The sequence below is a fragment of the Photobacterium ganghwense genome (genome assembly GCF_003025595.1).
GTDB lineage: Bacteria > Pseudomonadota > Gammaproteobacteria > Enterobacterales > Vibrionaceae > Photobacterium > Photobacterium ganghwense.
On sequence record NZ_PYMI01000004.1, the window covers coordinates 747,468 to 759,609 of the forward strand.

Sequence of the window (12,142 nt, forward strand, 5' to 3'; positions counted from 1 at the left end):
AAGGTAATACTGGTATATTGTATACAATATGCAAACATACAATCCCGGAAAGTAAAAGGCGGTGATGGAAATGAGAACCGTATTCAGTTACAAAGCGAGAGGTTTCAGCGCTACACAGATTTAATGTGCATTCGGTTTTATAAATTTTATCCGTTCATTGCGTTATCCGCAGAACATGAAAAACAGAAAAGGGCGCCTATGCGCCCTTTGTTGAGAGTAAATTTACACAGCTTCACTACCGGGTTAACGATGCCCCCTGTGTCCGAATCACATCCTGATACCAGTAAAAGCTCTTCTTGCGCTTACGTGCCAGCGTACCGCTGCCATCATCATGGCGATCCACATAGATAAAGCCGTAACGCTTGCTCATTTCTGCCGTCGAGTTTGCCACCAGATCAATCGGCCCCCAGCTGGTGAACCCCATCAGTTCAACGCCATCTTTGACCGCTTCATGCGCCTGTACCAGGTGACCATTCAGGTAAGCGATGCGATAATCATCCTGAATCTCGCCGTTTTCATCCGGCTCATCACGGGCACCAAGGCCATTTTCGACAATGAAAAGTGGCTTCTGGTAACGGTCATACAGGAAGTTCAGCAAAATACGCAGCCCCTTCGGATCAATCAGCCAGCCCCACTGGCTTTTTTCCAGATACGGGTTTGGCACGCTGTCGATGATGTTACCCACTTCTTTCTGCTTCGGATCTGCACTGGCACACCCGCTGGCATAATAGCTGAAAGACACAAAATCAACGCTGGCACCGGCAATCTCTTCCAGATCCCCCGCGGCCATGGCTATTTCAATGCCTTTCTCACGAAAATAACGCAACATGTAACCCGGGTATTTACCGCGAGTCTGCACATCGCCGAAAAACAGCCATTTGTTGTTTTCATGCATGGCCGCCAACACATCATCAGGGTGACAGGTATACGGGTAGTTCATCGCACCCAGCAGCATATTACCGATTCGGGCATCCGGAATAATTTCATGACACAGTTTTACGGCCTTGGCATTAGCCACCAGCTGATGGTGGATGGCCTGATAGATTTCCTGCTCCGATGCCTCTTCAGGCAGACCAACGCCGGTAAACGGCGCATGAAGCGACATATTAATTTCATTGAATGTCAGCCACAGTTTGACTTTGTCTTTATAGCGCTCGAACACCGTACGCGCATAACGGGCAAAGAAATCGATCAGTTTACGGCTGCCCCAGCCTCCGTATTTTTCGGTCAGAGTAAACGGCATTTCATAGTGCGAGAGGGTCACGAATGGCTGCATACCATGCTTGACCAGCTCATCAAAAATCTTATCGTAGTACGCCAACCCCGCTTCATTCGGCTCTGATTCATCGCCATTCGGGAAAATCCGAGTCCAGGCGATCGACAACCGCAGGCAGGTAAACCCCATTTCCTTGAACAGCGCAATATCCTCCGGGTAACGATGATAAAAATCGATCGCCAGATCCTTGATCCCCGGTGTACGTTCATTACGTGGCTGATGCGGGCTCAGAATCCCCTTAGGCAGCATGTCTGACGTTGACAGCCCCTTGCCGTCAAGATCGTAGGCGCCTTCCACCTGATTGGCCGCAATGGCGCCGCCCCATAAAAAGTGCTTTGGAAATGTTGTCTCAGCATGTGTCGTCATGACGCTATCCTGCCTGTTAAGTTACCAACTGGCCCCATCCTATCCCAACCGCTATCAGAAAAATGAGGTCAGGAATGAAAAGCAATTGTTCCTATTTTAGCTGCTGCAACTTTTGCTCGATCAGCTGTGAGTAGCTGTTTGCTTTGAGGCCAAAAATAACCTGTACATTCTGCTTATCCAGACGCACGACACCGAATGCGCCCAACTGTTTCAGGGCTTCACTGTCCACACGCCCGGTATCGTTAAGGTGCATTCTCAACCGGGTCGCGCAGGCTCCCGACTGAAGAATATTGTCCAGCCCGCCGAGAGCAGCTATTACGTCATCCACCTCCTGCTCAATATTCGGATTGGTTTTTGTCAGAAAATGGAAGAATTGTCGTAACCGGTTGAGCATGTTTCCCCCTGTCATCCGCCGTTTGGCGAATCGCCTTGTCAGAATCTTTACCGCCAGCCCTAGCCACGCCATTCATTGCCGTAGCCATTAATTGCTCTATTTATACCATTCTTCACTGACTGGAGACTGTTCATGCGCCGCTCTGAAGTGCGAGGTTTCTCAAGAAACCACAACGACAAATGCAGTTCGCATACAATATACAATTTTGATCGTTATACTTCCTGAACGAGTCAGCGTGACAACTTAGGTACCTTAGGCACCTTTGAGAGAACAAACTGGCCGTCTTCTCAGCGACTCATGGCTCAGCGACTCGTGACAGCGACACCATTTGGTAATGAAAGATGTAAGACATGGAGGGAACCATGACGGTATCAGCCCAGTATTTACTGGCGGCTTTGCGGGAAACACTGAAGGTACGCAATATCAGTTACGCGCAGTTATCAGAATACTGCAGCGTGCCAGTCAGCAGTCTGAAGCGCCAGTTTCATAATCCGAGCCTGGGCATTGATAAAATCACGTTTTATGCCAGTTACCTGGACACCGATTTAGTGAAACTGTCGGAGCTGGCAAACCGTATTCAGCAACGGGACATTAAAGCCATCTCGCCGAATAATAATGCCATCTTCGCAAAACACCCGTATCTGTACGATTTCATTTACCTGCTGACATCGTTAGGCTGGTCGGTCGAGGATATTCAGACACACTTTACCCTGTCAGAACAGTCCATCATCCACTACCTGCGGGCGCTGGAAATGATGGGCTATGTGGAGACGATCGAAAAAACCCGGGTAAAACTTAACCCTCAAAAACGTTTTATTACGGAAGAAAACAGCCCCTTAGACAAGCTATTTGTGGCGCGTTTCAAAACCAGCCAGGACCGGCATCAGCAACGCCCCGCCATTTGCATGGCCCGGATTAAACTGACGGACGAGCAAATCCGCAAAATGGAAGGACAACTGTACGAACAACTGGTCAACTTCCACACCCAAAATCAGCAGAACCCGGATGCCACCCTGAAAAACGTGATGCTCTCTTTTGTCCCTGGCGAAGCCATCCGGCTCAGTGACACCCTGCCCGAAGTTGACGGTGAGTTATTAAGAGAGGTGCTGAGGTTGCAGGCGGAAAAATAAAACCCGCCAATGCGCAGACATTGGCGGGTTTTAGTTTAGTAGTTTGAGAATAAACGTTGAGGGTTAAGGGTGTTCAACGTTTAAAGCGCAGCGTTATACCGCCAGTTCACCACCGTCCTGACGACGAATGACGACAATCGATGCGCGAGCACGGACTGTGGTGCCCTCGGGGGCGGCTTCAGCGGCATTGTCGCTGTACGGCCAGTTGCCTGGATGCTGGATTGATACAAACATCGAACGGTAATCAGGGCTGATGGTAAAACCAGTGACTTCGCAGCCATTCGGGCCGACAAAGAATCGTTTGAGTTCCCCCTGATTGCCGCTGCCAATAGTTTGCTGATTACCGGCTTCATCCATCAGGTTGGATGGAACCACAGCCAGCATCTGGTCATTGGTATAACTGGTGACTTCTTTGGCGCCGTTGTCAGTCTGAATCCACAAAATACCGCGCTGATCGAAAGCCAGGCCATCAGGGCTGGCAAACTGGTTCATTTCATCCAATCCTGACAGGTTCACATCCGCAGTTGCGTCGGCAGATGAGCCAAAGACAAAGATATCCCAGCTGAAATCTGTGTGGTTTTCAGTTTCATCCCAGCGAATGACGTGGCCGAACTTGTTCAGCAATCGTGGGTTGGCCGGGTTAGTGCCGGTCTCTTCTGTACGCTTGGTGTTGTTGGTCAGTGTCAGGTACACAGAGCCGGTGATCGGATCCACCGCACACCACTCCGGGCGATCCATCGGTGTTGCCCCCACCCAATCTGCGGCACCTGCAGTGTTCAGGATGATGTCCGCCAACGTCGCGAAATGATCGGCCAGCACACCGCCGTCTTTGGTCAAGGCATCCAGTGTCAGCGGCAGCCATACGCCCTTACCGTCGGCATCAAAACGGGCAACATACAGCGTCCCGTCGTTCATGTACTTATCACCGGTAGCCAGACGGTCTGCAGGGGTTGCATCTGCCGCATCCCAAACCGCTTTCGAGACAAATTTGTACAGGTACTCGAATCGCGAGTCATGGCCCGAGTAAAACGTCAGCGGCTTGCCTTCTTCCAGTTTCCCGAAAGTACAACCTTCGTGACGGAAGCGCCCCAGCGCCGTACGTTTTACCGCGCGGGAGTTGGCTGTGTACGGATCAATCTCGACGATGTAACCATGGCCATTGGCTTCATGACGGTAATCGCTCAGTGCACTGCTGCCGGTTGGCGTGATATCAAAGCGACGGAATTCGTCCATTTGCTCGTCCGCGTGTCCGGCCAGGGTTTCCCAACGATAACGACCCGTTGCATCCGCACCAAGTGTGATACCGATACGTTCCTGATCGGCCGCCGCCGTTCCCTGATTCACAAAATATCCCGGCCAGTTTTCTTCGCAGGTCAGGTACGTCCCCCATGGGGTGTAGCCGTTGCCACAGTTGTTCAGGGTACCGCGCGCCTGGCTGCCGTCAGGTGAATAAGGAGTTACCAGATGCGAACTGTTCGCCAGCGGTCCGGCGATATCCATTGCCGTTGCCCCGGTATAGCGGCGGTTGCGGGCATCCTCTTTCACCACCCAGTTGCCGTTTTCCAGTGCGATATGAATAACGCTGACACCATGGGCAAAAATCTCTTTTCGTACCGCGTCAACATCAATACGGTCACCTTCGGCGTTAAACGTCGCATCGAAATCAGGATGCAGCTCAGCGGTCTCAATATATTCGTGATTGACGCAAAGCAGGCCTTCAGTCGCGCTGTCATTCAATGGGAAGAAATGTAGCCCGTCATGGTTCATGCCCACGGCATTCGCCTGATCAATCGCGGTGTTGCTGCCATCATTTTTCCAGTCCTGAGCAATGGCATTCAACGGGGTTCCCCAAGGCGCCAATACCTGAGCGGTATAGCCTTCTGCGACACTGACGGCATCCGTCAGCGAGCCCGGAATCGACTCAAATTTCAGTGATACGCGTGTCAGCGCGTCCGGCGTGTCGGTTGTGGTATTGCCGGAATCGGAGTTACAGCCGGTCAGTCCAAACGCTCCCATGGCCGCCATAGCGCTGAGGCCCATGCCCCCTTTCAGAATCTTGCGGCGGGAAACAAATGCATCCAGTACATCATCGAAGGTCGCGTTGTCACTTTTATTAAAACGAGTCGGGTTAAAAATTGCCTTGCTCATTGACTATCCTTGGCTGTCTTTAGTTTAGTGGTTGTTTTTAAACGCGCTAATCCTGAAGTGCCAAAGTGACAGCAGTATTGCCCTTTGATTAAAAGTGGAATAACAACATGTTGCATTGAGCATGTTGCAGCAAAGAGTCACGAGGTTCAGGAGAGCGCTTAACGCCCTCCCGTCGGACAATAAGGCCGGTTAAATGTCAGTTTGAGGTGTCTGAGACTGTCGAGCCAGCCCTTTCGCAATGATTCTGTCAACAATTCCGAACATGATGCTGTCCGGCGCAAAGCGGTTAATCAGGTAAATGATCTTCGCCCTGCCCCCCGGAACCACCACGTGTTTTCGGGTGGCTAAGCCCGCGGCAATTTTCGAAACGGCCTCTTCTACCGTCAGCACCCCGGCCACCATTTTTTGTTCAAGGCAAATAGGGTCAATGGTCTGGTGCTCTTTTACCACCATAGGTGTGGATACTTCCGGCGGACAGATCACTGAAACATCGATGCCACGTGGCTTCAACTCCTGTCGCAACACTTTCGCCAGCCCCATCACACCAAACTTTGATGCACAATACGCCGCATAGGTATACACCCCGCTAACGCCTGCCATTGAAGAAATCATGGAGACATGCGCCCCCTTTTTCATGAACGGCAATACCGCACAGATAAAATTACGGGTGCCGAACAGATTGATCGCGACCACTTGCTCAAATTCAGATTGTGGCAGCTCAGTAAATCGTCCTGCCCGTAAGATTCCGGCGCAGTTGATAACCAGATCCGGGCTGCCCAGGGTATTAACCGCAGCTTCCACCTGCCCACTCAGTGATGCCATGTCACAAACATCAGCCTGCAAGCTAACAAGGTTTTGCGAAGCCCCCTGATACGGATACAGCTCTTCCAGCACAGATTCTGAAAATGACAGATCAAACAACGCAACGTTATGGCCACTTTTCAGGTAATGCTTCGCCAGTTGAAGACCTATACCGCTTGCTCCACCCGTAATAAAAATGTTTTTGCTCATCGATGATTCCTCGGAGAGTCAACAAGGCCGGCTCAAAACCGGCCTTTGATCAAAACGATAGAGGGGAGATTACTTCGTGGAGTAATCCGTTTGCGGTGGACGGATATACTTGGCCGGATCCAATCCATTGTCAGCGATGTGCTTTTCCAGAGTGGCAACGATAAAGTTAGCATCCAGCATGCCCAGATAGTTTCCTTCATCGTCAAAGTTGATGTTGGCTCCCTGAATAATCATGAGTGCTTCGGTCAGTTCTGTATTCGTTTCAGGTGTGATGAACTGATGAATTGAGCTGCCCGGTTCGTACAGGTAGCAACCTGCCGTTTGCGGCTGGTCCGGGTACTCTTTGTAATACCATTTACCCGACAGAGTCCAGAAGTGCACATTGCCGGTATGGTAGTGTGCCGGTAGCACCACACCCGGTTCAAACTGTACTCTCAGTGCCCAAACACCGTTGACCACATCAAGAAATTGCGGCTGAACATGCACCCCCGGTAAGAGGTCACGGTAAATCGGCAGGTCGTTATTGTTCAGGGTCAGTAGCTCATGGTGCTCATTCACTAAAAATGGAAATCCCATATTGCGTTCCTTTCTATTCTTGTTGTCCAAACCATCATTTTCACAACAAGATTGAAACAAAGTAGCAAACTTAGCATTGATAATTCACGCCAAGTTTTATACAAATACTGCCTGTGGCAATTATTCATACCGCAATGGCATTTTCCATTCATCGACAGACAGAAGGCTCAATAGCGTGGTTAACACTGAAACATGTGCAGAAGCTAAAGCTGGAACACTGACTGAAAACAGGGTTTGAAACCAAGAGAGAAAGGATTCAGGGAAACGATGAAAAACTTATACATCCGCGGAGCAAACATCGCTCGGTTTGATCAGTTTGCCACTCAGCACCAGGTCAACCATCATGCCTTACTCAATGCGGTCGGGTTATCGGACGATGTGTTTTCCCACCCTGAAGCACTGATTTCTTATCATCAGTTTTTGCGCCTCATCGAGCTTTCCCAACGCCACTTCTCCTGCCCACTGCTCGGGCTGGAATTCGGACAGTTTCAGAGCATTGCCGCCATTGGCCCGTTATTTCACCTCATAAACAACGCCCAAACCGTAGAACAGGCGCTAAGCGAGCTGATCAGCTATTTCCACTGGCATTCTCAGGGGGCTACCCTGCAGTTAACAGAAAAAGAAAATCAGATGTTGCTTTGCTATGAGCCCAGCATTTTCCTCGAGCAGCACGATCATGCGCAATGTACCGAAATAGCGATTGGTGTGGGGCTAAAATTGCTCCAGCTCTTCTTTGGTCATGCCTGGAAACCCAAGGCGATTTACATTCGTCACTATCCTCTGGCATCCGTCACGGAGTATCAGAAGTTGCTCCCTGTTACTCCTCATTTCAACGCTTTTCTGACCGGCATCGCGTTTGAGAAAAGTGCCCTGAAAACAACCCTGAACCATGCCGACCCGTCGCTGCACGCTCTGATAGAAAACCATGTCCACGCGCTGACCAATCTTACCGTTGAGGAGTTGCCGGACTATGTCCGCTATGTGCTCCATCACTTATTGCCTTCCGGAAAAAGCACAGTGGGCCAGGTAGCAAAATACATGATGCTCAGTCCCCGAACCCTGCAACGCTACTTGCAAGCTGAAGGCACGTCATTTCAGGCTATCCTGACAGAGACCCGGCAGCGGCTGGCGACACGTCATCTGACAGAATCCAACATGAGCATGGCTCAGCTAGCTGAATTATTGGGCTACAGTGACGCTTGCGCTTTCTCACGCGCTTTTGTGTCATGGTTTGGCATCGCCCCACGGCAGTGGCAACAACAAAATGCCGAGCGTAAATCACCCCGGATTCATTGTCGGCTACCTGCAATGCTCACCAAGCAGTGATTGCCTTGCGCACCACAAAAGCTCAGGAAAAACGCCTTGTTACGGCCCCTCCAAAAAAAATTACCCACTTTAAAGGTATGGTTTAATCCGGTATGCAGGGTAAAATATGTCGCTTTCATCTGCCAACTGTCGTTACCATGAGTAAAAAACCTGACAGAATCACCGCCATGCAGCAGATCATTGATGCGGTTAAAGAGGAATTTCCACTGTATCAGGAAGATACTTTTGTCTGCGGACCGGATAACACCTGTGTCGGCTGCCCGAAAAAGTTAATGGAGCTTGTCGATTCTGAACTGTCTTACTGGCAACACCAACTCAACCGTGGCCTCCCGCCCACTTTCGACGAGCTATACAGCTTTGGCAAACTGTGTAAAAACGTCCGCCGGGCACTGGTGCGAAATGGCAGGATTGCAGCGTAGAACGAACTAACGCCTGGTCAATGTTACGGGCGATCCGGCTTTCACATAGCGGGATAAATTAAAGACATCCCACTGATTTTTGACTGTCATTTTATTTACCTCAGCATCCGTTATCGTCCGCATTGTTTGCTTTAAAACCCGCTCGCACAGTTTATGACTTACGGGTATCAACTTATTGGTATCCGCTTACTGCTCCCTTTCCTATCTATATTTTCTTTTCCTTTCCTTTCTATGTTGCCTACCACAACGTCTCCCTCCGTGACAGGCCTCTTAAGTGTTTGCCATCATGGCAAAAGCACTGGTTTATACTTCCGTGGTTTTCTTCCTGCACTGCCAACATTTGTTCGATGCCAGAGGGAACGTCCATTTAGCCCCTCCCGTCTCCTCCCAATGAAGGCTCGCACCAAACTGTGATTAAAACATCGAAAAAGGGACAAAATCACCGTCACATTTTATCAGGTTGGCAGAATTACAAAGGTGGAGGACTTTCCAGGCTGCGATGATGACAAGGCTTAATACAAATCATCAACTGCTGCCAAAGTTACTGACCACCAACAACAGGCAGCGGAATAAAGACAAAAGTGTTTGGAGGATCCATGTCCGCTACCCGTACCCCACTGAAACTCATACTAGCGACATCTTTATTGCTACCACTGAGCAACGTCGCGCAGGCAGCAACGGTATTAAAACTGGCTTATGCCGAGAATAGCCAGCCTGTTAAAGAGGCGCTGCAATATATCGGCAAGGCTGTATCCGAGAAAACCAAGGGCGAAGTCACCATTCAGTATTTTCCCGACAGCCAACTGGGGGGCGAGCGAGAATTGGTGGAAATGGCACAAGTTGGTGCCATCGATCTCACCAAAGTGTCATCCGGTTTGCTGGAAAGCTTTTCACCCTATTACGGTGTCTTTTCATTACCTTACCTGTTTGAAAACCAAGAGGCCTTCTACAAGGTGATGGACAACCCGGACATTATGACCCCGGTTTACCAATCTACCGCCGGACAGGGTTTTACCGGTGTGGGTTGGTACGATTCAGGTGCACGTAGCTTCTACATGAGTAAAGGTCCCATCAAGACCGTTGATGACTTGAAAGGGAAAAAAATTCGGGTAATGCAAAGTGAAACCTCCATTAACTCGATGAAACTTCTTGGCGCGTCCCCGATCGCGATGAGTCAGGCCGAAGTCTATACCTCGCTGCAACAAGGCATCATCGATGGTGCTGAAAATAATGAATTTGCCCTCACTATTGCCCGCCATGGTGAAGTTGCAAAACATTACAGCTACGACATGCACACCCGCATTCCTGACATCATCGTAATGAGCAATCTGACCACCAGCAAACTCACGCCTGAACAGATGTCTGCGCTAAACGAAGCCATTCAGGAATCCATTGAGGTAGAAAAAAGCGCCTGGCAGAAAGAAATGAAGAAAACACGTGAACTGGCTCAATCCCAGTTTGGCGTTGAGTTCTATGACATTGACACTAGCCCGTTCAAAGCCGCCGTTCAGCCTATTTACGACCAGCTCCAAAATAAACCTGAACTTTATCAGTTGTTCCAACAAATCAGTCAGGTCAACTAAGCGTACCATGCTGCAGAAGGCCAGGCTGCCTGTCAGCCTGAGGCCTTCTCTGCACCAATATGGTCAGAGGTTATTATGAAAAAACTTAGACGCTGGCTGGACCGAACAATAGAGATGTTCAGCTGTAGCCTTATCTGTGTCATGGTTCTGATTGCTTGCTGGCAGGTAATCAGTCGCTATGTATTTAACACGCCCAGTACATTCTCCGAAGAGTTCCTGCGCTTCTCGCTAGTCTGGCTCTCTGTCATCGGGCTGGCCTATGTTGCCGGAAAAAGTGAGCATATCAGCCTGACACTGTTTCTCGACAAGTGCCCTCAATCACTAACCACTTACTGGCAGATTGCCATTCAAGTGGTATTCATACTGTTCTCCGCCTACATCCTAGTCATTGGCGGCTGGAAAGTCTCATCCAATGCCATGCTGCAAATCTCTCCAGTTCTGCAATTGTCTATGGGCAAGGTCTATTACGCCCTGCCACTCTCCGGCGTACTGACAATTCTTTACTGCCTGCTCAATATTTCCGATCTGATTGCTTCATTACGAGCAGCAGCATCAGACACGCCTTTATCCAATGAACTGGCAGGAGGTCGCTATGATTGATCCCGTCATCGCCTCTGCCATGTTGGTCGGGGTGTTTGTGCTGCTACTCGTCTTGGGTACCCCGATAGGGTTGTGTATCGTCATCGCTTCCGGAAGCACCCTGATGCTGGTATTGCCCTTCGATATCGCGATGTTCACCACCGCCCAAAAAATGTTCTCCAGCCTTGACAGTTTTGCCCTACTGGCTGTGCCGTTTTTTATTCTGTCCGGCGTCATCATGAATAATGGCGGCATTGCGACCCGTCTGGTCAGCTTCGCTAAGCTTTTCACCGGTCGCATTCCAGGCTCTCTGTCCTATACCAACATTGCCGGAAATATGATGTTCGGCGCAGTATCAGGGTCAGCCATCGCAGCCTCCACGTCTATCGGTGGTGTAATGATTCCGATGAGTGCTAAAGAAGGCTATAACCGTAACTTTGCCTCAGCAGTCAATATCGCCTCAGCTCCAACCGGTATGCTAATCCCGCCGACAACAGCCTTTATTCTCTATGCCTTGGCCAGTGGTGGGACGTCCATCGCGGCCTTGTTTGCCGGAGGTCTCGTTGCCGGCAGCTTATGGGGAATCGGATGCATGGCTGTGACCTATGTTGTGGCGAAGCGCAATAACTACCGTAATTTCTTTTCGCTGCAAAAAGGGATGGCACTGAAAGTCACCCGCGATGCGTTGCCCAGCCTGCTGCTAGTCGTGATTATTGTCGGCGGGATCGTACAAGGAATTTTCACTGCCATCGAAGCGTCGGCCATTGCCGTGGTGTATACCGCGTATCTGACGCTCATTCTTTATAAAACGCTGACGTTGAAAGACCTTCCCAAAATATTGATTCAGACTTTCATCATGAGCGGCGTAATCATGTTCTTGCTGGCTACTTCTTCGGCAATGTCATTTGCCATGTCGATGACAGGTATTCCCTGCGCATTAAGCCAGATGATTCTCGGAATTTCCGACAACCCGGCCATCATCCTGCTGGTTGTCACACTGTTCATGTTAATCGTCGGCGCCTTTATGGATATTGGCCCAGCAATCCTCATTTTTACGCCGATTTTACTGCCCATTGTGCAGAAGATCGGGGTTGACCCCGTCCATTTCGGCATCCTGATGGTCTTTAACCTTGCCATTGGCACCATCACGCCACCGGTCGGTAGCGGTTTGTACGTGGGCGCCAGTGTCGGACAGGTAAAAGTCGAACATCTGATTAAACCCTTACTGCCATTTTATGCCGCGATCATCGTGATGTTGTTGCTCATTACCTATATCCCGGATCTCACCCTGTTTCTGCCAAAACTGCTTGGCGTAATGTAATTTATTTCTGAGG

At 50.0% G+C, this 12,142-nt stretch carries 11 protein-coding genes; 6 read left to right on the forward strand and 5 right to left on the reverse strand.

Translation table 11 applies throughout. The features are described 5' to 3' along the window. Positions 1 to 235: 235 nt before the first annotated feature. On the reverse strand, positions 236 to 1,642 hold the full coding sequence (locus C9I92_RS17670; protein WP_047886272.1) for a glycoside hydrolase family 1 protein: 1,407 nt from the start codon (positions 1,640 to 1,642) through the stop codon (positions 236 to 238). A 91-nt stretch (positions 1,643 to 1,733) separates the two neighbouring features. Further along, positions 1,734 to 2,036 carry a PTS sugar transporter subunit IIB gene (locus C9I92_RS17675; protein ID WP_047886273.1) on the reverse strand — a complete coding sequence of 101 codons (303 nt, stop codon included), beginning with the start codon at positions 2,034 to 2,036 and terminating at the stop codon, positions 1,734 to 1,736. Between the two features lie 362 nt (positions 2,037 to 2,398). Here C9I92_RS17675 and C9I92_RS17680 point away from each other — a divergent pair, with 362 nt between their 5' ends. Beyond that, complete coding sequence (locus C9I92_RS17680) at positions 2,399 to 3,166, forward strand: hypothetical protein (RefSeq protein WP_047886274.1); 768 nt, start codon at positions 2,399 to 2,401, stop codon at positions 3,164 to 3,166. A gap of 93 nt (positions 3,167 to 3,259) precedes the next feature. Here C9I92_RS17680 and C9I92_RS17685 read toward each other — a convergent pair whose 3' ends face one another. From C9I92_RS17685 to C9I92_RS17695, 3 genes are all read right to left on the reverse strand, one after another. Next, positions 3,260 to 5,314, reverse strand: coding sequence for a PhoX family protein (locus C9I92_RS17685; protein ID WP_047886275.1), 2,055 nt, complete (start codon positions 5,312 to 5,314; stop codon positions 3,260 to 3,262). Positions 5,315 to 5,503: 189 nt separating this feature from the next. Next, positions 5,504 to 6,325 carry an SDR family NAD(P)-dependent oxidoreductase gene (locus C9I92_RS17690; protein WP_047886276.1) on the reverse strand — a complete coding sequence of 274 codons (822 nt, stop codon included), beginning with the start codon at positions 6,323 to 6,325 and terminating at the stop codon, positions 5,504 to 5,506. A gap of 69 nt (positions 6,326 to 6,394) precedes the next feature. Next, complete coding sequence (locus tag C9I92_RS17695) at positions 6,395 to 6,901, reverse strand: 2,4'-dihydroxyacetophenone dioxygenase family protein (RefSeq protein WP_047886277.1); 507 nt, start codon at positions 6,899 to 6,901, stop codon at positions 6,395 to 6,397. 267 nt (positions 6,902 to 7,168) lie between these two features. On the opposite strand from C9I92_RS17695, the gene C9I92_RS17700 reads away from it, so the two are divergent. From C9I92_RS17700 to C9I92_RS17720, 5 genes are all read left to right on the forward strand, one after another. Beyond that, a complete protein-coding gene (locus C9I92_RS17700; RefSeq protein WP_047886278.1) occupies positions 7,169 to 8,227 on the forward strand; it encodes an AraC family transcriptional regulator in 1,059 nt (352 codons plus the stop codon). Positions 8,228 to 8,364: 137 nt separating this feature from the next. Continuing rightward, positions 8,365 to 8,646, forward strand: coding sequence for a hypothetical protein (locus tag C9I92_RS17705; RefSeq protein WP_047886411.1), 282 nt, complete (start codon positions 8,365 to 8,367; stop codon positions 8,644 to 8,646). Between the two features lie 596 nt (positions 8,647 to 9,242). Next, positions 9,243 to 10,229: a TRAP transporter substrate-binding protein gene (locus C9I92_RS17710; RefSeq protein ID WP_047886279.1), complete on the forward strand. Its 987-nt coding sequence runs from the start codon at positions 9,243 to 9,245 to the stop codon at positions 10,227 to 10,229. Positions 10,230 to 10,304: 75 nt separating this feature from the next. Beyond that, positions 10,305 to 10,829 carry a TRAP transporter small permease gene (locus C9I92_RS17715; RefSeq protein ID WP_047886280.1) on the forward strand — a complete coding sequence of 175 codons (525 nt, stop codon included), beginning with the start codon at positions 10,305 to 10,307 and terminating at the stop codon, positions 10,827 to 10,829. Further along, on the forward strand, positions 10,822 to 12,129 hold the full coding sequence (locus C9I92_RS17720) for a TRAP transporter large permease (protein ID WP_047886281.1): 1,308 nt from the start codon (positions 10,822 to 10,824) through the stop codon (positions 12,127 to 12,129). The genes C9I92_RS17715 and C9I92_RS17720 overlap by 8 nt, the downstream gene beginning before the upstream one ends. Positions 12,130 to 12,142: the final 13 nt, after the last annotated feature.